Annotated in this window: 15 protein-coding genes and 1 pseudogene; 8 read left to right on the top strand and 8 right to left on the bottom strand. The window is 63.8% G+C overall.

All coding sequences use genetic code 11. The annotated features are described in order from the left end of the window. The first annotated feature begins 7 nt into the window (after positions 1 to 7). Complete coding sequence (locus EST26_RS04925; protein WP_291065778.1) at positions 8 to 802, top strand: DUF2189 domain-containing protein; 795 nt, start codon at positions 8 to 10, stop codon at positions 800 to 802. Between the two features lie 19 nt (positions 803 to 821). After that, a complete protein-coding gene (locus EST26_RS04920) occupies positions 822 to 1,043 on the top strand; it encodes a DUF2788 domain-containing protein (RefSeq protein ID WP_291065777.1) in 222 nt (73 codons plus the stop codon). Between the two features lie 50 nt (positions 1,044 to 1,093). On the opposite strand, the gene folD is transcribed toward EST26_RS04920, so the two are convergent. The 3 genes from folD to EST26_RS04905 are packed head-to-tail and all read right to left on the bottom strand — an operon-like array spanning position 1,094 to position 5,152. Further along, positions 1,094 to 1,945: a bifunctional methylenetetrahydrofolate dehydrogenase/methenyltetrahydrofolate cyclohydrolase FolD gene (folD, locus tag EST26_RS04915; RefSeq protein ID WP_291065776.1), complete on the bottom strand. Its 852-nt coding sequence runs from the start codon at positions 1,943 to 1,945 to the stop codon at positions 1,094 to 1,096. A gap of 28 nt (positions 1,946 to 1,973) precedes the next feature. Then, a complete protein-coding gene (locus tag EST26_RS04910) occupies positions 1,974 to 2,600 on the bottom strand; it encodes a response regulator transcription factor (protein ID WP_291065775.1) in 627 nt (208 codons plus the stop codon). After that, entirely contained in the window at positions 2,597 to 5,152 is a 2,556-nt protein-coding gene (locus tag EST26_RS04905) for a PAS domain S-box protein (protein WP_291065774.1), read from the bottom strand. Before EST26_RS04905 ends, EST26_RS04910 begins: the two co-directional genes overlap by 4 nt. Before the next feature lie 331 nt (positions 5,153 to 5,483). On the opposite strand from EST26_RS04905, the gene aceE reads away from it, so the two are divergent. The 3 genes from aceE (at position 5,484) to lpdA (ending at position 11,502) form a co-directional block, all read left to right on the top strand. Further along, on the top strand, positions 5,484 to 8,192 hold the full coding sequence (gene aceE / locus EST26_RS04900) for a pyruvate dehydrogenase (acetyl-transferring), homodimeric type (RefSeq protein ID WP_291065773.1): 2,709 nt from the start codon (positions 5,484 to 5,486) through the stop codon (positions 8,190 to 8,192). A 67-nt stretch (positions 8,193 to 8,259) separates the two neighbouring features. Next, positions 8,260 to 9,597, top strand: coding sequence for a dihydrolipoyllysine-residue acetyltransferase (aceF, locus tag EST26_RS04895; protein WP_291065772.1), 1,338 nt, complete (start codon positions 8,260 to 8,262; stop codon positions 9,595 to 9,597). A 42-nt stretch (positions 9,598 to 9,639) separates the two neighbouring features. Further along, on the top strand, positions 9,640 to 11,502 hold the full coding sequence (lpdA, locus tag EST26_RS04890; RefSeq protein WP_291065771.1) for a dihydrolipoyl dehydrogenase: 1,863 nt from the start codon (positions 9,640 to 9,642) through the stop codon (positions 11,500 to 11,502). A 55-nt stretch (positions 11,503 to 11,557) separates the two neighbouring features. Here the strand turns inward: lpdA and EST26_RS04885 are convergent, their stop codons facing one another. From EST26_RS04885 to EST26_RS04870, 4 genes are all read right to left on the bottom strand, one after another. Further along, positions 11,558 to 12,055: a C40 family peptidase gene (locus tag EST26_RS04885; RefSeq protein WP_291066062.1), complete on the bottom strand. Its 498-nt coding sequence runs from the start codon at positions 12,053 to 12,055 to the stop codon at positions 11,558 to 11,560. A gap of 130 nt (positions 12,056 to 12,185) precedes the next feature. Beyond that, entirely contained in the window at positions 12,186 to 12,578 is a 393-nt protein-coding gene (locus EST26_RS04880) for a VanZ family protein (RefSeq protein ID WP_291065770.1), read from the bottom strand. Next, positions 12,575 to 13,915, bottom strand: a complete 1,341-nt coding sequence (locus EST26_RS04875) for an acetyl-CoA hydrolase/transferase C-terminal domain-containing protein (RefSeq protein WP_291065769.1) — start codon at positions 13,913 to 13,915, stop codon at positions 12,575 to 12,577. Before EST26_RS04875 ends, EST26_RS04880 begins: the two co-directional genes overlap by 4 nt. A gap of 99 nt (positions 13,916 to 14,014) precedes the next feature. Then, the gene (locus EST26_RS04870) at positions 14,015 to 14,482 is read right to left on the bottom strand and encodes a RidA family protein (protein WP_291065768.1); all 468 of its coding nucleotides are present in this window, start codon (positions 14,480 to 14,482) and stop codon (positions 14,015 to 14,017) included. A 79-nt stretch (positions 14,483 to 14,561) separates the two neighbouring features. Between EST26_RS04870 and EST26_RS04865 the strand changes: the two genes are divergently transcribed. The 3 genes and pseudogenes from EST26_RS04865 to EST26_RS04855 all read left to right on the top strand — a co-directional run. Then, the gene (locus EST26_RS04865; RefSeq protein ID WP_291065767.1) at positions 14,562 to 17,132 is read left to right on the top strand and encodes a DNA internalization-related competence protein ComEC/Rec2; all 2,571 of its coding nucleotides are present in this window, start codon (positions 14,562 to 14,564) and stop codon (positions 17,130 to 17,132) included. 183 nt (positions 17,133 to 17,315) lie between these two features. Then, positions 17,316 to 18,116 (top strand): NYN domain-containing protein, encoded by an 801-nt coding sequence (locus tag EST26_RS04860; protein WP_291065766.1) that lies wholly within the window; start codon positions 17,316 to 17,318, stop codon positions 18,114 to 18,116. A gap of 18 nt (positions 18,117 to 18,134) precedes the next feature. Beyond that, a pseudogene (locus EST26_RS04855) lies at positions 18,135 to 18,368 on the top strand (type I restriction-modification system subunit M N-terminal domain-containing protein); the annotation flags it as partial. 150 nt (positions 18,369 to 18,518) lie between these two features. Here the strand turns inward: EST26_RS04855 and polA are convergent. Beyond that, entirely contained in the window at positions 18,519 to 21,281 is a 2,763-nt protein-coding gene (polA, locus tag EST26_RS04850) for a DNA polymerase I (RefSeq protein ID WP_291065765.1), read from the bottom strand. Positions 21,282 to 21,348 lie beyond the last annotated feature (67 nt).

The raw sequence follows: 21,348 nt of genomic DNA, 5'->3' as shown, positions 1-21,348 counted from the left end.
CCTTTGCATGAACGAGCGGCCAACCCCTTCTTGCGCCCCGCGTGCGGCTGTCACGCTGCGTTCGCCGCTGTGCTGGCTGGCGCGCGGCTGGGCCGACTTGCGCAGCAACCCGCTGCCCGGTCTGCTGCACGGCCTGCTGCTGGCGGCCTTTGGCGGCTTGCTTCTGTGGCAGGCGGGCGACGAATTCTGGTTGCTGGCGGGTGCTTTCTCTGGTTTTCTGATCGTGGCGCCGATTTTGGTCTGCGGGCTGCTCCAGATCAGTCGCTCCCGCAGCCAAGGTCAGCGCATCGGCATCGCTGCCGTGTTGCAACTCTGGCGTTCAGGCGAACCCCGCTTGCTGCGCTTTGGCCTGCTGCTGGGCTTGGCCGGCACCGGCTGGGTGCTGACTTCGGCGGCGCTGATCACGCTGTGGTCACCCGAGCCGATTCATCGGCCGATGGATTTTTTGTACCACGTGGTGCTGGTGCGCGAACTCGGCCTGTTCGAGGTCTGGCTGTTGCTCGGTGCGCTGCTTGCCGCACCGGTGTTCGCCTCCACCGTGGTGGCCTTGCCGATGCTGGTTGACACGCCTGCTTCGATCAGCGCTGCACTGCTGGCAAGCTGGCACGCGGTGGCCGACCACCCTGGCCCTGCGGTGTTGTGGGCGGTGTTGATTGCCCTGCTGGTGGGCCTGGGCATGCTGACGGCTTTGATCGGCCTGATCGTCATCGTCCCCTGGCTGGCCCACGCGAGCTGGCACGCCTACTGCGATTTGAGCGCCCGCCCATCCGACCACGCATCAACGGCCCAGCGCCAGTGCTAAAGCGCGCGCTTGCAAATCCATGGAAAACACTGTTTTTGGTTTTACAGAAGCGCAAATCGCCCAGTTCGGGCTGACCTTCGGCCTCGGCGCGTTTGTCTTGTACATGCTGTTCATCGTCCTCAAGCTGGCGCTGGACTCCAAGGCCGGCAAGTTCGGGAGCTTCATTTTGTTTCTGGTGCTGTCTTTTGGCATGCTGGGCTTTTTGGCGAAAAGCCTGATCCAGTGGCTGCTAGGGATCTGAGCGAGCCCGAAGGGGCTTGGGGTGTGTGCGGCGCGCGTCCCAACACCTGCTCAGCGCGCTTGGCGCTCGGCCGCTTCCAGGGTGTTGACCAGCAGCATGCTGATGGTCATGGGGCCGACCCCACCTGGTACCGGCGTGATCCAGCCGGCCACTTCTTTCACGTTGGCAAAATCCACGTCACCGCAAAGTTTTCCTTCCTCGTTGCGGTTCATGCCGACGTCGAGCACCACCGCGCCGGGTTTGACCATGTCGGCGCGCAGCAACTTGCGCTTGCCGACGGCGACGACGATCACATCGGCGTTGCGCGTGAAGGCTTTGAGGTCTGGCGTGGCGCTGTGACAAATGGTGACAGTGGCGTTTTTCTGCAGCAGCAGCAAGGCCATGGGCTTGCCCACGATGTTGCTGCGGCCTATCACCACCGCGTGTTTGCCATGCAAATCAAAGCCAATGGCCTCCAGCATCTTCATGCAGCCGTGTGGCGTGCAGGGCAAAAATCCGGGCGCGCCGGTCATCAGGGCGCCGGCGCTGGCGAGGTGAAAGCCGTCCACGTCTTTGGCGGCTGAGATCGCCTCGATCACTTTGTGCGTGTCGATCTGCGGCGGCAAGGGCAGTTGCACCAGAATGCCGTGCACGCTGGCGTCCTGGTTCAGCGCTGCCACCTGCTCCAGCAGCGCGGCCTCGCTCAGGCTGGCAGGCCAAGTCTGCAGCACCGAATGCATGCCGGTGTCTTCGCAGGCCTTGACCTTGTTGCGCACGTAGACCGCAGAGGCCGGGTTGTCACCCACCAGCAGCACCGCCAGGCCGGGCGTGATGCCGCGTGCCTTGAGGGCTTGCACGCGTTCGCTGACAGCGGCACGCAGTTGGCGGGATAGGGCGTTGCCGTCTATCAGTTGGGCGGTCATGGCAGATTCATTCTGGCGTCGGGCCGCATCAAGTTCGGGCGGCGGGTGGTCCGAGTGCCACCCGCAGCAGGTCGGCCACCGTGTTGGCGGCCAGCTTTTCCATGATGTTGGCGCGGTGCGCCTCCACCGTTTTGATGCTGATGCCCAGGTCATCGGCGATTTGTTTGTTCAGACGCCCGGCGACGATGCGCTCGAGCACCTGGGCTTCGCGGCTGGTGAGTCGGGCCAGCAAGGCTTCGCGGCTGGCCGTTTGCTGCTGGGTCGAGAAGGCCAGCCGGGCGTGTTCGAGCATGCGTTCGACCAGCTCCAGCAGCGTTGCTTCCTGGAACGGTTTCTGGATGAAGTCGAGCGCGCCTTTTTTCATCGAATCAACCGCCATCGGCACGTCGCCGTGGCCGGTGATGAAGACGATAGGCAGCGGTGAATGGCGCTCGATCAGGCGCTCTTGCAGCGCCAAGCCGCTCATGCCTGTCATGCGGATGTCGGCCAGCAAGCAGGCCACCTCACGCGGATCGTAGCGGCTCAAAAACGCCTCGGCAGACTCAAAGCAGCGCACCCGGTATTCCTTGCCTTCGAGCAGCCATTGCAAGGAGTCGCGCACCGCCTCGTCATCGTCGACCACATAGACGTTGCCCTTTTTGGGAATCAAACTCATGGCGCTCTTTCGGAATCCGTCAACGACTGCGGGCCTGAATCGTCTGTCATGCCGTTTGCGCGCAGCCGCGAAAGCACCGGAATCCAGAAACTGAAGCAACAACCCGTCACCAGCGTGCCATTGTAAATGTTGTGCATGTGCATGCGGCCGTGGTGCGACTCGACGATGCTGCGGCACAGCTTCAGACCAATGCCCATGCCTTCGCTCTTGGTGCTGTAGAACGCTTCGTAGACGCGCTCGACCTGTTCGCTTGGCACGCCGCTGCCGGTGTCGCGCACCGAAAATTCGACCACCTCCTGCTGGTCCAGCCGACGTGGCAGCACACGCAGTTCGACGTAGCGCTGCCCGGGTGGGCGCTGCGCCTGGGCGATCGCTTCGCCGGCGTTTTTGAGCAGGTTGATCAACACCTGTTCGATCAGAATCGGATCCACCATCAGGCTGGGCAGCCGTGCCGCCACGTACGACGACAGCCGCACCTGATGGCGCCGCAGCTCGATGCCGGCCAGCTCGATTGCGTTGTTGACCATTTGTTCGACGTCCGACGGCGTCGGGTTGGGCTCGCTGCGTTTGACGAAAGCGCGAATGCGCTGCACGATCTGCCCGGCCCGTTGTGCCTGGCGGGCGGTTTTCTCCAGCGCACCGAGCAATTCGGGCGGGCTGATGCGCTGCTCTTGCAGACGCGAGATCATGCCGGTGCAGTAGTTGCTGATGGCGGTCAGCGGCTGGTTGAGCTCGTGCGCCACGCTCGAAGCCATTTCGCCCATGGTGATCAGGCGGCTGGCGGTCTGGGCGCGTTCGTTTTGACGCAGCGCCTGTTCTTCGGCCCTGCGCCGCGGGGTGATGTCGCTGGCAATCACCATCTGCGCCAGCCGACCGTCGACCCAAGTCAGGTAGCGCGTTCGCACTTCCAGCCAGCGATCAATCTCTTTGACGAACACCTCGGCGCTCGTCACCCCGGCGTCGTTCAGTGCGTCGGTCGGCAAGCCCGCAAAAGCGTCGACCGCGTCGACCTCGTCGGGATGGGGTGCGGGATGGTGGCCCGCCAGATCGACCAGGTGCCGGTGCCCGCTGCCCTGCGCGCCAAACCACTGCCGGTACATCTTGTTGGCAAACAGCAGCTCGGTGCTGCCCAGCGGCGCTACCGACAGCGCCGAATCCAGACTCTCCAGCACGGTGGTGAAACGCTGGTACGACGCTTTGAGCTGCTCGCGGATGCGCTTGGGCTCGGTGATGTCGGTGATCGATGTCATCCAGCCGGTCTGCTGACCCTGGGAGTCGATCAGCGGCGAGACGTACATGCGGGCATCGAACAGGCTGGCGTCGCGGCGTTTTATGCGCACCTCGAAGCCGCTGCTCGGCGCGTGGCCGCTGAGCTCTTCGCGCAGGCGCTGCTTAAGTTGCTCGATGTCTTCTTGCGGCCAGTAGGGAAAAGGAGCGGTGCAACCGACCAGCTCGGTTTCGCTCCAGTTCGTCATGCTGCAAAACGCCGGATTGACGTAGGTGATGCGACCCTGCAAGTCGAGCGCACGCATGCCGGTGGGCATGGAATTTTCCATCGCCCGGCGGAAATTGGTCTCGGCCACCAGGGCTTGTTGCGCCTGCACGCGTCGGCGTGTGTGACGCCAGGTGCCCAGCAGCATCCAGACCGTCAGCGCGCTGAGTGCGCCGCTGAGCCAGAAAAAGCTGCTTCCCACCAGATCTTGCGACAGGCGATAAGCCTGTGCTTTGAGCACCAGGCTCTCGCCCAGGGGTGCCAGCGCGACTTGGTGCTCCAGCGTTTGACCCGACCAGGGCAGCAGCGAGGGCGCGGTCTGGGGCGGGGGCAGATTGCCGGCCAACAGCAGACCCTGCTGGTCGAGCAGCGCCACCGCGTAGCGCGCCATCAGCTCGGGCGGCACGACGAAGCGCAGCAGGCCATCGATCGAATACAGCGCCATGACGCTGCCGGCGAAGCGGCCCTGGGCCATCAAAGGCAGGTGCAGCGCGAAACTGCCGCCATACGCCGACCCCACGGGGCGCGAGTAAACCGGTTGCATCTGCGCACGCGCGCGCTCGAATGAATCATCGCCAGCCAGGGCTGTCGGCGTTTCGCCATCGGCGCCCAGCAAGGCCACTGGTGCGCGCGCGGAGACCTGCGTGGACAGCACCTGGCCTTGCGCGTCGAGCCAACTGATGCCGAGCACTTCCGGGTGTGAGCGCAACAGCGCCTGTGCGTGCAGTTCGAAAGCGGCGCTGGACATGGCCTTGCCGTCGATGGCGCGTGCCAGCACCAGGAGTTGCTCCTGGCGCTCGAGCAGGCTAAAGCGCAGGTGCTGCTGCGCATGGCCGACGTCATGTGTGAGCGTGTTTTTTTCCCGGTTCAGCTCTTCAACGTGCAAATAGCTGATGCTGGTCCCGATCGCCAACAGAAACAGCAGCACCGCCAGCAACGGCCCCAGGGTGGCAAAGCGGTCTTGCCGCGTTGGCGACTGCCGCTGCCACCAGCGCTGCCAGAAGGGCAGTTTTTTTGCCCCGGATCGCAGAGGTGTCAAGGAATCGGTCAACACATCCATGACAAGTTCAGAATAGGTTTGCACAACGGCGTTCGCGCCTCATTGAGGCGCCGGCACATCGCCCATTCCATCGGGAGCGGCGCCTCAGCGCCGGGCGCCAGACTCGGTTTGAACGGTTCGGTGTTTTGCCATTTGCCTAGTCTACGGCAGTACCGGTTTCGGGCTGCCTTGCTGATGGGGCGGCGATGAGGCGCTTGGTTTATCTGACCTAAAAATTTTGCAATGCAAAAAATGAAAGCACATATTGAAATTTTATGGAATCCATGAAAGAATCAAAGTCTGTGACAGGTATTGCCGTCGTAAGCTTTGATCAAAACACCAGGAGACTGACATGTCAGCAACAGACGCCCCGATTGAGCGCAGCGCCGCAGACGCAGACCCCCAGGAAACCCGCGAATGGATGCAGGCGCTGGTCGCGGTGATCGAGCGCGAAGGGCCGCAGCGTGCACACTTTTTGCTCGAGCAGTTGCTGGAAGAAGCGCGTCAGCACAGCGTGGACATGCCGTTTTCTGCCACCACCGGCTACGTCAACACCATCGAGCCAGACGAAGAGCAGCGCTGTCCCGGCAACATCGAGATCGAGGAGCGTTTGCGCGCCTACATGCGCTGGAACGCGATGGCGATGGTGGTCAAGGCAAACCGCCACCACCCGGCCGACGGGGGCGATCTGGGCGGCCACATCGGCTCGTTTGCCTCGCTGGCACACATGCTGGGGGCAGGCTTCAACCACTTCTGGCACGCTGAGAGTGAGCAGCATGGCGGTGACTGTCTCTACATTCAGGGTCATGTGGCACCGGGCATTTACGCCCGCGCCTTTTTGGAAGGCCGCCTGAGCGAGGAGCAGCTACTCAACTTTCGCCAGGAGGTCAGCGGACGCGGCCTCTCGAGCTACCCGCACCCCAAACTGATGCCCGAATTCTGGCAATTCCCCACCGTCTCCATGGGACTGGGGCCGCTGATGGCGATCTACCAGGCGCGCTTCTTGAAATATCTGCACGCGCGTGGCATCGCCAATACCGAAAACCGCAAGGTCTGGGTGTTCTGCGGCGACGGTGAAATGGACGAGGTCGAGTCGCTCGGCGCCATCAGCCTGGCGGCGCGCGAACAGTTGGACAACCTGATTTTCATCGTCAACTGCAACCTGCAGCGGCTCGACGGCCCGGTGCGCGGCAACGGCAAGATCATTCAGGAGCTCGAAGGCGAGTTTCGCGGCTCGGGCTGGAATGTCATCAAACTGATCTGGGGCAGCAACTGGGATCCGCTGCTGGCGCGCGACAAGGACGGCGCCTTGCGCAAGGTCATGATGCAGACGCTGGACGGCGACTACCAGTCATTCAAGGCCAACGACGGCGCCTATGTGCGCCAGCATTTTTTTGGCCGCGACCCCAAGGCGCTGGAGCTGGTCGCCAAGCTGAGCGACGACGAAATATGGGCGCTGCGCCGTGGCGGTCACGACCCGCACAAGGTGTATGCGGCATTCCACCGCGCGGTGCAGCACAAAGGTCAGCCCAGCGTGCTGCTGATCAAGACCGTCAAGGGCTACGGCATGGGCAAGTCAGGCGAGGGTAAAAACAACGTGCACCAGATCAAGAAGCTGACCGACGAGGACATCAAGGCCTTTCGCGACCGCTTCAACCTGCCCATACCCGATAGCGAACTGGCGGCGCTGCCGTTTTACAAGCCGGCCGACGACACGCCCGAGATGCGCTACCTGCACGCCCGACGCCAAGCCCTGGGCGGCTATTTGCCACAGCGCCGCGTCAAGGCCGACGAGCGCCTGGGTGTGCCGCCGCTGCAGACCTTCAAGGCGGTGCTCGAACCCACCGCCGCCGGGCGCGAGATTAGCACCACGCAGGCCTATGTGCGCTTTCTGACCCAGTTGCTGCGCGATCCGGTGCTGGGCGCGCGCGTGGTGCCGATTCTGGTGGACGAGGCACGCACCTTCGGCATGGAGGGCTTGTTCCGTCAAATCGGCATCTACAACCCGGCGGGTCAGCAGTACACCCCGGTCGACAAAGACCAGGTCATGTACTACCGCGAAGACAAGGCGGGCCAGATTCTGCAAGAAGGCATCAACGAGGCTGGTGGCATGAGCAGTTGGATCGCGGCGGCGACTTCCTACAGCACCAGCAACCGCATCATGCTGCCGTTCTACGTCTATTACTCGATGTTCGGCTTTCAGCGCATCGGGGACCTGGCTTGGGCGGCGGGCGACATGCAGGCGCGCGGTTTTTTGCTCGGCGGCACCTCCGGGCGCACGACGCTCAATGGCGAAGGCTTGCAGCACGAAGACGGCCACAGCCACATACTGGCCAGCACCATTCCCAACTGCATCAGCTACGACCCGAGCTTTGCGCACGAAGTCGGCGTGATCCTGCACCACGGCTTGAAGCGCATGGTCGAGCAACAGGACAACGTGTTTTACTACCTCACGCTGCTGAATGAAAACTACGCCATGCCCGGCCTGCAAGCCGGCACCGAAGAGCAAATCATCAAAGGCATGTACCTGTGCCAGCCCGGCGCCCCCATGGCTGGCGCGCCACGCGTGCAGTTGCTCGGTTCGGGTTCGATCTTGCGCGAAGCGCTGGCGGCACAGGAGCTGCTGGCAACAGATTGGGGCGTGGCAGCCGACGTCTGGAGCTGCCCGAGCTTGAACGAGCTGGCGCGTGAGGGCCAGGACTGCGAGCGCTGGAATCTGCTGCACCCGCTGCAGCCGGCGCGGCTGTCGTTTGTGGCGCAGCAACTGGCAAGCCACCCCGGGCCGGTGGTGGCGTCGACCGACTACATGAAAAACTACGCCGAGCAGATTCGGCCCTTCATCCCCCAGGGTCGCAGCTACCAGGTGCTGGGCACAGACGGTTTTGGCCGCAGCGACTTTCGCAGCCAACTGCGCCAGCACTTCGAGGTCAACCGCCACTACATCGTGCTGGCCGCGTTGAAAGCCTTGAGCGAGCAGGGCGAGCTGCCGTTGGCCCAGGTGGCGCAGGCGATCAGCCAGTACGGCATCGACGCCGAGAAAATCAACCCTTTGCATGCTTGACCCATCGCTTTGCCGGACCCGGCAGCGCTGCGCGCGCTGCGGCGAGCAAGCCAACCGAAAGACCCCCATGGCAATCGTAGAAATCAAACTGCCGGACATCGGTGACTTAGACGAAGTGACGGTGATCGAGCTGCTGGTCAAACCCGGCGACACGGTGCGCGCCGAGCAGTCGCTCATCACGGTCGAATCCGACAAGGCTTCGATGGAAATTCCCTCCAGCCAGTCTGGCGTGGTGCAGGAGTTGCGCCTGGCGCTGGGCGACAAGGTCAAGCAGGGATCGGTGATATTGCTGCTGGAGACGGCGGCCGCCTTGCCGGCTGCGCCAGCGCCGCTCGAATCGATCCTGCCAGCGGCGGCTGTCGCAGCGCCGCTGGCGGCTGCAGCCCTCCCTGCGCCGCTGGCGGCTGCAGCCCCCCCTGCGCCGGTAGCAATGGTCGCCACTGCGCACCAGCCGACGGCGCTGGCGCTCGGTCTGCCGCACGCGTCGCCGTCGGTGCGCAAGTTTGCGCGCGAACTGGGTGTGCCGCTGGCCGAGGTCAAGGGCAGCGGGCCCAAAGGCCGCATCACGCTGCTGGACGTGCAAGGCTTTACCCAGTGCGTCATGGCCGGTGCGGTGCAAACCCAGGCGCAGACAGCCAAAGCCGCGCCCACACCGGGTGCGGGCGGCGCCGAACTGGGCCTGATTCCCTGGCCCAAGGTCGATTTCGCCAAGTTCGGTCCGATCGAACGCAAAGAGCTGAGCCGCATCAAGAAAATCGCCGCCGCCAACCTGTTGCGCAACGCGGTAATGATTCCCGCTGTCACCAACTTTGACGACGCCGACATCACCGAACTCGAAGCGTTTCGCGTGGCCACCAACAAAGAGCACGAAAAAAGCGGCATCAAGATCACCATGCTGGCCTTGCTGATCAAGGCCTGCGTGGCTGCGCTGAAGAAGTTTCCCGACTTCAACAGCTCCCTGGACGGCGACGCGCTGATCTACAAGCAGTACATACACATAGGCTTTGCGGCTGACACGCCGCATGGCCTGGTGGTGCCGGTGCTGAAAAACGCCGACCAAAAAGGCGTGCTGCAAATCAGCCAGGAAATGTCAGAACTGGCGAAAAAGGCGCGCGAGGGCAAGCTCAGTCCGGCCGAGATGAGCGGTGCCGGGTTCACCATCTCCAGCCTGGGCGGCATTGGGGGGCGTTATTTCACCCCCATCATCAACGCGCCCGAGCTTGCCATTCTGGGCGTGTGCAAAAGCCGGATCGAGCCGGTCTGGGACGGCCAGGCGTTTGCGCCGCGTCTGCTGCTGCCGCTGTCGCTGACCTGGGACCACCGCGTCATCGACGGTGCCGCCGCAGCGCGCTTCAATGTCTACCTGGGCCAGATGCTGAGCGACTTTCGTCGCCTCTTGCTTTGAGCCACAGACGGCGCAAGTCTCACCCTTACCGGATCAAAAAAAATGGCACTGATAGACATTCACATTCCAGACATCGGCGACTTCGACGAAGTGGCTGTAATCGAGCTGCTGGTCAAACCCGGCGACTCCGTCAAAGTCGAGCAGTCGCTCATCACCGTGGAGTCCGACAAGGCTTCGATGGAAATTCCCTCGCCACAAGCCGGTGTGGTGCAGGCGCTCAAGGTCAAATTGGGCGATAAGGTCAAGCAGGGCAGTGTTGTGTTGACGCTGCAAGCGCAAGGGGCAAGTTCTGCTGCGACCCCGGTTCCCGTTCGCCCTGAGCCTGTCGAAGGGCTCACCAACACCTCGGCCGGGGCTTCGACAGGCTCAGCCCGAACGGATGTTGTTGCGCCTGTCGCGACAACAGCCCCTACCTCTTTCGGTGGCAGCGCCGACATCGACTGCGACCTGCTGGTGCTGGGTGCTGGCCCGGGCGGCTACTCGGCCGCCTTCCGCGCCGCCGATCTCGGCCTCAAGGTCGTCATCGTCGAACGCTATGCGCAGCTCGGCGGCGTTTGCCTGAATGTGGGTTGCATCCCGTCCAAAGCGCTGTTGCACGTCGCCGCCGTGATGGACGAGATCAGCCACCTGAGCGAACTCGGCGTCGAGTTTGGCCAGCCCTCGATCAGTCTCGACAAGCTGCGCACCCATAAGGAAAAGGTGATTGGCAAACTCACCGGCGGTCTGGCCGCGATGGCCAAGATGCGCAAGCTTGGCATCGTGCGCGGTTACGGCGTTTTCATCGGCCCGCACCAGATCGAGGTGGAGCAGACCAGCGGCAGCGGACAGGAAAAAACCGGCAGCAAGCAGGTGCTGGTATTCAAGCGCTGCATCATCGCCGCCGGCTCGCAGGCGCTGCGCCTGCCCTTCATGCCCGACGATCCGCGCGTACAGGACAGCACCGGCGCGCTGGCGCTGCAGGGCGTGCCCAAGAAGATGTTGATCGTAGGTGGCGGCATCATCGGTCTGGAAATGGGCACCGTGTACAGCGCGCTGGGCGCGCGCCTGGACGTGGTCGAGATGACGGATGGCCTGATGCCAGGGGCCGACCGCGATTTGGTCAAGGTCTGGGAAAAAATGAACCAGGGCCGCTTCGACCACATCATGCTCAAGACCAAGACGGTGGGCGCGCAAGCCACGGCACACGGCATCCGGGTGCAGTTCGAGGGTTTGGACGGCAGCCCAAGCGAAGGCAGCTACGACCTGGTGCTGCAGGCCGTGGGCCGCACGCCGAACGGCAACAAAATAGCCGCCGACAAGGCCGGCGTGACGGTGACCGAGCGTGGCTTCATACCTGTTGACACCCAGATGCGCAGCAACGTGCCGCACATCTTTGCCATTGGCGACATCGTCGGCCAGCCGATGCTGGCACACAAGGCGGTGCACGAAGCGCACGTGGCGGCCGAGGTGATTGCCGGTGAATTGCTGGGCAACAAGGCGCTGGCGGCGACCGCCTTCAACGCCCGCGTCATTCCCAGCGTGGCCTACACCGACCCCGAAGTGGCCTGGGTGGGTCTGACCGAAGACCAGGCCAAGGCGCAGGGCATCAAGGTCAAAAAGGGTCTTTTCCCTTGGAGCGCATCGGGCCGTGCGATCGCCAACGGCCGCGACGAGGGCTTTACCAAGCTGCTGTTCGACGACTCGCCCGAGGCGCACGGGCACGGCAAAATTCTGGGCGGTGGCATCGTCGGCACGCACGCGGGCGACATGATAGGCGAGATCGCGCTGGCGATCGAGATGGGGGCCGACGCCATCGACATCGGCAAAACCATTCACCCGCACCCGACGCTGGGCGAGAGCATAGGCATGGCGGCTGAAGCGGCGCACGGCAGTTGCACCGACTTGCCGCCAGCGCGCAAATCCTGAGCCGCTTGGGCGTGCCGGGGCCTAGGCACCCCGCTGCGTTTCTTCACGGGCCGGATCAATAGGTCAGCGCCGCGGCTGCAGTCTGTTGCGGATGCTCGAGCAAGGCCACCCGGCGTGCGCCGTCGAAACGGGTGTTCCAGTAACGCACGTCCATGTTCTCGATCCGGATGCTGGCGCCGGCCCGGGGCGAGTGGATGAACTTGTTGTCACCAATGTAGATGCCGACGTGGCTGAAGGTGCGGCGCAGGGTGTTGAAAAACACCAGGTCGCCGGGCCGCAGTTCGCTGCGGTCTATCACCTGGGTGGCGGCGGCTTGCTGAGCGGCGCGGCGCGGCAGCATTTTGCCTAGCGATTCGGCAAACACCGCACGCACAAAGCCGCTGCAATCAAACCCGGTTTCGGCGCTGTTGCCGCCAAAGCGGTACGGCACGCCGATAAAGCCCATGGCGTTGTACACCAGGCGCGACGCCCTTTCGGTGACCGAATTTTGTGCCTTCTGGAGTTGCTCGCCCAGACGGGTGATCAGGCCTTTTTCGACCAGCAGCGCGTCCATGTTTTCAAACGCCGGGCCGGTCGAGTCGCCGGGTGCTGCCTGCGCCACCGTCAGTGCAGCACCGAAGAAAAATGCAGATAGGAGTCTTTTCATGGCGGCAGGGTAACGGTGCTTGTGGTGAAAGTCAAATTCAGCGCGGGGGGCAACGCAGGATTGATGCGAGCGCACCCGCCGCCACTATACCGAGCGCATTGGCCAGCAGGTCTAGCCCGTCCCCGTGGCGCCAGCCGCTGGCCGCTTGCAGCAGTTCAATCGCGGCACCGAACGACAACAAGCCTGCCATCAGCCGCCAGCGCCACTCGACAGGGTAGGCCCATAAGCCGAGTCCGGTGAGCGCAGCAAAGGTCAGTGTATGCTGGGCCTTGTCCCACACGCTGAAAGCCTGCGGCGGCAGCCACTGGCCGGGCAGCAAGCACAGCAGCAAGACCAGCGCCAGCGCCAGCCAGAAGGCCAGTTTGGCAAAGGCAGAGCCATGGCGAAGCCAGCGGTTTCCAGGGCCGCCCGCCAGAGAAAGACCCTTCACAGGAAACGCCGTCCAAGCAAGCCCGCCTGGCGCGCGGCTTCATACAAGGCGTCGCGCTCATCCGGGTGCGCAATGGCGATCAGGGCGCGCGCGCGTTCGGAGATGCTCTTGCCTTTGAGGTTGGCCAGGCCGTACTCGGTGACCACGTGCATGACGTCGGTGCGCGGCGTGGTCACCACCGTGCCGGACTCGAGCCCGAGGACGATGCGCGAGGCCGGGCTGGCGCCCTTCATGTAGCGCGACGACATGCACATGAAGGACTTGCCACCCGGCGACATGAAGGCGCCGCGAACGAATTGCAACTGCCCGCCGGTGCCCGAGATGTGCCGATAGCCCGAGCTCTCGGACGCCACCTGGCCGCTCAGGTCGATCTGGATGCAGTTGTTGATCGAGACCACGTTGTGGTTTTCTGCGATTTTGTGCGGCAGATTGGTCTGATCGACCGGCAGCGACAGGCAGGCTTCGTTTTGGTGCAGGAAGTCGTAAGTGCGCTGGGTGCCCACCGCAAAGGTGAAAACGATCTTGCCCGGGTGTGTTTGCTTGTGCCGCCCGGAGACCTTGCCGGCCTCGATCAGATCGACCATGCCGTCGACGAACATTTCGGTGTGAATGCCCAGATCGTGCAGTTTGGACTGCGCAATGGCCGAACAAACCGCGTTCGGCATGCCGCCAACGCCGACTTGCAGGCAAATGCCGTCGCCGATTTCGTGCACGATGTAGTCGGCCACCTGCAGGTCGAGGTCGGTGATGGGGGCGCCGGGTAACTCGGGCAGCGCGGCGTGACCCCCTTCAATGACGGCGTCCACCTCGCTGATGTGAACCACATTTTCCACCCCATAACAAACCGGCACACTGCTGCAGGTTTCCACCACGATGCGCTTGGCCACATCGCAAATGGCGCGCGTGTAGGTGTTGCTGACGCCGAAATTGAAGAAGCCGTGGCTGTCCATGGGCGCGGTCTTGAGCACCAGCAGATCGACTTCGAGCAAGCGGCGGTAAATCGATGGCCCCTCGCCGAAATTGAACGGGATGTAGCTCACCAGCCCTTGCTCGCCTTTTTTGCGGTCATAGCCGGAAAAATGCCAGTTTTCGTTGATGAAGTGCTGTTGCAGCGGGTCTTGCTCGACCACCTGGCGTGGCCGCAGGCTGAGCGCGCCGCGAATCACGACCTCGCGCAACTCGCTCTTGCGCGCCGCCAGCGCAGCGTCGAAGGCGTCGGGTTCACACAGTGCAAAACCATAGTCCAGCCGCTGCCCGCTGTGGACGGTGGCGGCCACCTGTTCAGCGCTGCGCAGCTTGGTTTGCAAATCGGCTTGATAGTTCTTTGAGGTGTTCATGAGGATTGTCTTTGCTTTTATGACCTCGGGTTGGCGCACAGCGGCCGCGTGCTTCGCCCCAGCCCGATTTGTCTCAAGTGAAACGAGTTTGCAGCACGGTCAAGCCAGCTCGGCAATCAATTCGATTTCGACGCAGGCGCCCAGCGGAATCTGCGCCACGCCAAAGGCGCTGCGGGCATGCGCGCCGGCGTGGCCAAACACCTGAGCCAGCAGTTCGCTGCAGCCGTTGGTCACCAGGTGTTGCTCGGTGTACTGCGGCGTCGAGTTGACCAGGCTCATGACCTTGACGATGCGACGCACATCGTCGAGCGTCTTGCCTGCGGCGCGGCAGGCGGCGTCGAGCGTGCCCAGCAAGTCAATCGCAATCGAACGCGCGGCTTGCTTGCCCTCGTCGGTATTCATGCTCGAACCCAGCTGACCGACCCAGGGCTTGCCGTCTTTTTTGGCAATGTGGCCGCTGAGAAAAATCAGCTTTCCACTTTGCACGAACGGTACATAGGCCGCCGCCGGTACGGCCACGGGTGGGAGATCGATGCCGAATGCGGACAGTTGTTGGTAAATGCTCACCTGTGGCTCCAGATAAAACGACAAGATATTTTATCGACAGCCAAGGCGGTAAAAATTTTGCTGCCGCCCGTTGCCGATAATGACCCATCTGGTGCAGATGGATCGCAATGAATTCCCTGCTTTTTTTGCCGACGCAGACCCTCTACCCGCTGCCCCATCCAGCGTCCGCTCTGGCGGCGGCGGCGACTTGAACATGAGGCACGCGGGCGTGGTCGTGTTGCTGGCCTGGGTGCTTGGCCTGGGCTTGCAACTGTATCAGCCCGCGTTGTGGCCGCGCGGTGTGTACCTGGCTTTGCTGGCGCTCGGGTTGCTGCTGGCAGCGGCAGCTCAACTGAGCCGCTGGCGCTGCTGTCTGCCCGCTGGCCCCGCTGGTCATGCGCTGCTCGTGGCTGTGGCGCTGTTGGCGGGCGCGCTGAGCGGTTTTGGCCTGACCGGCGCGCGCGCCGCCCACTTTGCGGCGCAGGCGCTCCAACCCCAGTTGCAGGGACAAGACGTGCTGGTGATCGGCCGCATTGCATCACTGCCGCAGCGCGGTGCACTCGGTGAGCGCTTTATTTTTCGAGTCGAATCGGCTTTCCTGGACGGCGCCGCCGTGCCGCTGCCGCAGCGGCTGCAACTGAACTGGTACCACAGTGGCCGCTTTGATGCGGCCGCCACGCCGGCGCGCCCCAAGCTGGTGGCAGGGGATCGCTGGCGCCTGAGCGTGCGCTTGCGCAGTCCGCACGGCAACGCCAACCCGCACGGCTTTGACCGCGAGCGCTGGCTGTGGGAGCAGGGCATTGGCGCCAGCGGCTACGTGCGGCTGGGCCCGCGCAGTGCGGCCCCGCAGCATTTGGGCGCCAGCGGCTGGCACCCCTTGCAGCAGGCGCGCCAACAGGTGGCCGATCGGATCGAGGCCCGGGTGGCCGAGGTGCGCAGCGCGGGCGTACTCGCCGCGCTGGTGGTGGGCGATCAGTCGGCCATCGAGCGCGCCGACTGGGAGCTGTTTCGTGACACCGGCGTGGCGCATCTGATGAGCATTTCCGGCCTGCACGTCACCATGTTCGCCTGGTTTGCCAGCTTGCTGATCGGCGCGCTCTGGCGCCGGCTCGCCTTCGTCTGGCCGCAGGCGCTGCTGGCGCTGCCGGTGCCGCTGGCGGGCGCCCTGGGTGGGCTGGCTCTGGCCGCCGCTTATGCCTTGTTTTCTGGCTGGGGCGTGCCGGCGCAGCGCACCGTCATCATGCTGGCGGTGGTGGTGGCGCTGCGCTTGTCGGTGCGCCACTGGCCCTGGCCGCTGGTGTGGCTGCTTGCCATGGCAGCGGTGCTGCTGCTCGACCCCTGGGCGCTGTTGCAGCCCGGTTTCTGGCTCAGCTTCGTCGCCGTTGGCATTTTGTTTGCCAGCGACGCCGGCCAGCGTTGGGCGCACGCTTCAGCCTCACTCGGCGTCCCACTCATCCTGCGCGCCTGGCATGCCGCCCGCGCGCTGTTGCATACGCAAGCGGTCATGACGGTGGCGCTGGCTCCCCTGACGCTGCTGCTGTTTGGCCAGTTCTCGCTGGTCGGCTTGCTGGCCAATTTGTTTGCCGTACCGCTGGTCACGCTGCTGATTACGCCGCTGGGTTTGCTGGGCGTTTTGTTTGCACCGCTGTGGGACGCCGCTGCGCTGGTGCTGCAAGCCATGAGTGCAGTGCTGGCCTGGATGGCGCACTGGCCTTGGGCCACGGTCTGGCGACCGATCCCGCCCTGGCCGCTGGCACTGGGCGCCGTCCTGGGTGGTGTGCTGCTGGTGCTGCGCCTGCCGTGGGCGCTGCGCTCGGCCGGGCTGCTGCTGCTGTGGCCGGTGCTGCTGTGGGCGCCAGCGCGCCCGGCGCCGGGTGAGTTTGAGGTGTTGGCCATCGACGTCGGGCAGGGCAGTGCGGTGCTGCTGCGCACCGCTCAGCACAGCTTGCTGTACGACACCGGGCCGCGCTTTAGCCCCGAGAGTGACGCCGGTCAACGCGTCATCGTACCTCTGCTGCGCGCCCTGGGCGAGCGGCCCGACCTGGTGCTGGTCAGCCACCGCGACAGCGACCACGCGGGCGGCATGGCCGCGCTGCGCGCCGAACTGCCGCAAGCGCGCTGGTTGTCGTCCTTCGACGCCGACCCGGCGCAGCGCTGCCAGGCCGGGCAGCGCTGGCGCTGGGACGGCGTCGACTTCGAGCTGCTGCACCCACAGGCTTACCACTATGGGCCTGACGGCACGGGCCTGCTGCGCAGCAACGCCATGTCTTGCGTGCTGCGCGTGAGCAATGCACAGCACAGCGCCTGGCTCAGCGGTGACATTTATGCGCAGCAAGAAACCCGGCTCGCCCTGGCGCGGCCCGAGCTGCGCGCCACGCTGATGCTGGCGCCGCACCACGGCAGCCGCACCTCCAGCAGCCCGGTGCTGCTCAACACCTTGCAGCCGCAGTGGGTGATCGTGCAGTCGGGTTTTCGCAACCGTTTCAATCACCCGGCACCTGAGGTGCTGGCGCGCTACCGCCAGCGCGGCATCCGCTGGGTCAACACGCCCGACTGCGGGGCCGCCACCTGGCGCAGCGCCGCCCCCGAGGCCATGCATTGCCAGCGGCAGGCGCAGCGCCGTTATTGGCAGCATCAGGGACTGGATACGGAAACTGCGGGGTCACCGTGATTTTGGTGATTTTGGTTTTATAAATCAGAGCTATCACGTTGATTTCAGGCAAAAATTAACAGCCGACATGCGTCCCTCCCGGTTTTGATACAGCCCAGCTGATGACCTGGGCAAATGCCGTCCTCGGCCCGCAGGGCAGGGCGTGCGCACTCGTATGATCCCATCCAGTAGGAGGACGCCCGAATGAACAATAGCGCAGACGCCGAAAAGCGCGTCGCGGTCTTGGTGGACTGCGACAACACATCACCCGAAATTCTCGAATACGCCTTGCGCGTGGTTGCTCAGTTCGGCCGCGTGGTGCTGCGGCGTGGGTATGGGAACCACACCACCTTGGCCAACAAGTGGCAAGAGGCGCTGGTACGCCAAGCGTTCACCCCCTGCCTGCAATACCAGTACGCCTCGGGCAAGAACACTTCGGACATCGCTCTTGCGCTGGACGCTGTTGAGGCGCTTTTTGACGACCGTGCCGACACCTTCTGCCTGGTCACCAGCGATTCCGACTTCGCCTACCTGTGCCGCAAGCTGCGCGAGCGTGGAGCAACGGTGCACATCGTCGGCGAGGCCAAGACGCCCGATGCGCTTCGAAACGCCAGTGACCAGTTTTTTGAGTGGCAAAAACCCGTGCCTGTTGCTGTTGCAGCTGCGGCGCCTGAAAAGGCCGTGTCCAAGGCACCCGTGGCCAAAGCCGAGGCAGCAAAACCCGCTGCCAAGTTGCGTCCGAAGTTTGTCGTAGAAGCCGTCAACATGCTGGCAGCCGACACACCTGAAGGCAAGGTGACGGTGAGTGCGCTCGGCTCCTACCTCAAGCGCACAGACCCCGCGTTTTCCCCTCAGACCTATGGGCATTCCGGATTGCTCGACATGATCAAGACCTACGACTTGTTGGTTGCCCAGCAAGAGCCTGGCGGTCATTGGTCCGTGCAACTCGCTCCCCAAGACAACGGCGGCCGCGCAGCCACGGCGCCAGGCGCCGCAGACAGCTGAGAACAGAAACCAAGCCGCATGCTCGAAGACATCCAGAAAACCCTGTGGGCCACGGCCGACAAGCTGCGCGCCAATGTAGACGCCGCCGAATACAAGCACCTGGTGCTCGGCCTCATCTTCCTCAAATACATATCCGACACCTTCACCGCCCGCCGCGCCGAGATTGAGGCCCGTCTGAAAGACCCAAACGACGAATACTTCTTTGCCGGCGCCACGCCCGAAGCCATCAAAGCCGAGCTGGAAGACCGCGAATTGGCAAGATCATCGACGACACGCTGACTGGTTCGTGGGCCTGATGCGAACCGTCAGAAGCGTCGGCATTACCGTTGGAAAAGTCTACGATGTGTATTATGTAAAGTGACGTGCTTATCTGGCTGACACATTGTGTTTTCCTGATCAAGCTCAGTGCGCCTGTTCCCAGTTCGGCCCCACGCCCACCTCGGCCAGCAGCGGCACCCGCAGCGAGGCCACGCCTGCCATCAGGCGCGGAATCTCGGTTTTCAGCCACGCCACCTGCGCCTGCGGCAGCTCGAACACCAACTCGTCGTGCACCTGCATGATCATCTTGATCTCGGGCTGCTGCGCATCCAGCGCCTGTTGCACCGCCACCATGCTGAGTTTGATCAGGTCGGCCGCCGTGCCCTGCATCGGTGCGTTGATGGCGGCGCGTTCGGCCGCTGCGCGGCGCGGGCCGTTCGGGCTGTTGATTTCCGGCAGGTATAAGCGCCGGCCGAACACGGTTTGCACGTAGCCCTGCGCCTTGGCCTGGGCGCGGATCTCGTCCATATAGCGCTTGACGCCGGCAAAACGTTCGAAATAGCGCGCAATGTAATTCTTCGCCGCCGTCGCGTCTATGGCCAGCGCCTTGGCCAGACCGTAGCTGCTCATGCCGTAGATCAGGCCAAAGTTGATCACTTTGGCGTAGCGCCGCTGCTCGGTGCTGACTTGCTGCGGCTCCAGTCCGAACACCTCGGCGGCGGTGGCGCGGTGCACGTCCTGCCCGCTCTGGAAGGCGCGCAGCAAGGCGGCGTCGGCGCTGATGTGGGCCATGATGCGCAGCTCGATCTGCGAGTAATCGGCGCTGGCGATCACGCGGCCCGCTGGGGCCACGAAGGCTTCGCGCACGCGCCGGCCTTCGGCGGTGCGGATCGGAATGTTTTGCAGATTCGGGTCGTTGCTGCTCAGCCGCCCGGTCACGGCCACCGCCTGCGCGTAGTGGGTGTGCACCCGACCGCTGCGCGGGTGCGTCAGCGCGCTGAGTTTGTCGGTGTACGTGCCCTTGAGTTTGGACAGGCTGCGGTGCTGCAAAATTTTGCCTGGCAGCGGGTAGTCTTCGGCCAGTTTTTCCAGCACCTCTTCGTCGGTGCTGCGCGCGCCGGTGGCGGTTTTCTTGATCACCGGCAGGCCCAGCCGGTCAAAGAAAATTTCGCCCAATTGCTTGGGCGAGGACAGGTTGAACGGCTGTCCGGCCAGGGCGTAGGCTTCTTGCTCCAGCGCCACGATGCGCTGGCCCAGCTCGTGGCTCTGTTGCGCCAGCGTGGGCGCGTCGATCAGCACGCCGTTGCGTTCGATCCGGTAGAGCACCTCGCTGCAAGCGATTTCCAGCTCGTAAACAAAACGCAGCGGCGCATCGGCCTGCAAGCGCGGCCACAGCACCTGGTGCAGCGCCAGCGTTTGCTCGCTGTCTTCGCACGAATAAGCCGCTGCACGCCCCACGTCGACCTGCGCAAATGGAATCTGGTGCGCGCCCTTGCCGCACAGGTCTTGGTATTGAATGCCGTCGCGCCCCAGGTGCCGCTTGGCCAGGCTGGACAGGTTGTGCGGCTGCTGGGCTTCGAGCACGTAGCTCTGCAATAGGGTGTCGTGCAAGTAGCCGCGCACCTCTATGCCGTGGTTGGCGAATACGTGGCGGTCGTATTTGACGTGCTGGCCCAGCTTGTGCCGTGCCGGGTTTTCCAGCCAGGGTTTGAGCCTCTCCAGCACCTGCGCCAGCGGCAGTTGCTCGGGTGCGTCGGGGCCGCAGTGGGTCAGCGGCAGGTAGGCCGCCGCAGCGGCTTGCACGCAAAACGAAATGCCCACCAGTTCGGCCTGCATTTCATCCAGCGAGCTGGTCTCGGTGTCCAACGCCACCAGATCGGCCGCCTCTATGCGCGCAAGCCAGGCGTCAAAGTCGGGCCAGCTCAAGATGATGTGGCACGCAATCGAGACCGTGTGGGCGGCTGGCGCAGCAGCGGCCTGGTCAGGCGCAGATTCGGTGGGCACACGGGTGTGTGCGCTGACCGATTGCAACAGGCTTTTGAAGCCATATTTTTCGTAAAAAGCGCGCAAGACATCCCACTGGGGCTCTGCCTGGCGCAGCGCATCAAGCGCTGGCAGGCCACTGACCCAGGCGCTCAGATCGCAGTCGGTCTTGATGCGCAGCAACTGTCGCCCGGTCGGCAGCCAGTCGCGCGCCTGGCGCAGACTCTCGCCTGCCGCCCCCTTGATCTGATCGATATGCGCCAGCACGCCTTCCAGTGAGCCGTATTCGGTCAGCCACTTGGCCGCCGTCTTGGGCCCCACTTTGTTCACCCCCGGCACGTTGTCCACCGGGTCGCCCACCAGCGTCTGATAGTCCAGCATCAGGTGCGCGGGCACGCCAAATTCGGTCAGCACACCGGCTTGGTCGCGCCGCCTGCCGCTCATGGTGTCGATGATGGTGATGTGCGGATCGACCAGTTGCGCCAGGTCTTTGTCGCCGCTGGCGACGATCACCTGCAGGCCCTGGCGCGCAGCGATTTGCGCCAGCGTGCCAATTACGTCGTCGGCCTCGACACCCGGTACATTCAGCACGCTCCAGCCCAGCAGCCGCACCAGTTCGTGGATGGGCTCTATCTGCGCGCGCAAATCGTCTGGCATGGGGCTGCGCTGGGCTTTATAGGCCGGGTACAGCGCATCCCGAAAAGTCGGTCCCGGGGCATCGAACACGCAGGCGACGAACTCGGCCGGCACCTCGGCCTGCAAGCTGCGCAGCATGTTGACCATGCCACGAATGGCGCCGGTGGCCGCGCTGCCGGGGTCACCCGGGCGTGCGCGCAAATCGGGCATGGCATGAAAAGCACGGTACAGGTAGCTGGAGCCGTCGACCAGCAACAAGGTGGGCGGCATGGGGTTTGCATCGGACATGGCGCGATTGTGCGGGATGAGCAGCGCGCCACCACCACCACCACGCTGGCCTGCCTACAATCGAAGC

This window comes from Hydrogenophaga sp., from assembly GCF_014773545.1.
Classification (GTDB): Bacteria; Pseudomonadota; Gammaproteobacteria; order Burkholderiales; family Burkholderiaceae_C; genus Hydrogenophaga.
This window is presented reverse-complemented; position numbering and strand designations above follow the sequence as displayed.

Excerpts from the sequence above, each read along its gene's own strand:
- aceF (WP_291065772.1), top strand. The coding sequence starts at position 8,260 with ATGGCAATCGTAGAAATCAAACTGCCGGACATCGGTGACTTAGACGAA.
- EST26_RS04925 (WP_291065778.1), top strand. The coding sequence starts at position 8 with ATGAACGAGCGGCCAACCCCTTCTTGCGCCCCGCGTGCGGCTGTCACG.
- EST26_RS04910 (WP_291065775.1), bottom strand. The coding sequence starts at position 2,600 with ATGAGTTTGATTCCCAAAAAGGGCAACGTCTATGTGGTCGACGATGAC.
- lpdA (WP_291065771.1), top strand. The coding sequence starts at position 9,640 with ATGGCACTGATAGACATTCACATTCCAGACATCGGCGACTTCGACGAA.
- EST26_RS04920 (WP_291065777.1), top strand. The coding sequence starts at position 822 with ATGGAAAACACTGTTTTTGGTTTTACAGAAGCGCAAATCGCCCAGTTC.
- aceE (WP_291065773.1), top strand. The coding sequence starts at position 5,484 with ATGTCAGCAACAGACGCCCCGATTGAGCGCAGCGCCGCAGACGCAGAC.
- EST26_RS04860 (WP_291065766.1), top strand. The coding sequence starts at position 17,316 with ATGAACAATAGCGCAGACGCCGAAAAGCGCGTCGCGGTCTTGGTGGAC.
- EST26_RS04865 (WP_291065767.1), top strand. The coding sequence starts at position 14,562 with ATGACCCATCTGGTGCAGATGGATCGCAATGAATTCCCTGCTTTTTTT.
- EST26_RS04875 (WP_291065769.1), bottom strand. The coding sequence starts at position 13,915 with ATGAACACCTCAAAGAACTATCAAGCCGATTTGCAAACCAAGCTGCGC.
- polA (WP_291065765.1), bottom strand. The coding sequence starts at position 21,281 with ATGTCCGATGCAAACCCCATGCCGCCCACCTTGTTGCTGGTCGACGGC.
- EST26_RS04905 (WP_291065774.1), bottom strand. The coding sequence starts at position 5,152 with ATGGATGTGTTGACCGATTCCTTGACACCTCTGCGATCCGGGGCAAAA.
- folD (WP_291065776.1), bottom strand. The coding sequence starts at position 1,945 with ATGACCGCCCAACTGATAGACGGCAACGCCCTATCCCGCCAACTGCGT.
- EST26_RS04885 (WP_291066062.1), bottom strand. The coding sequence starts at position 12,055 with ATGGACGCGCTGCTGGTCGAAAAAGGCCTGATCACCCGTCTGGGCGAG.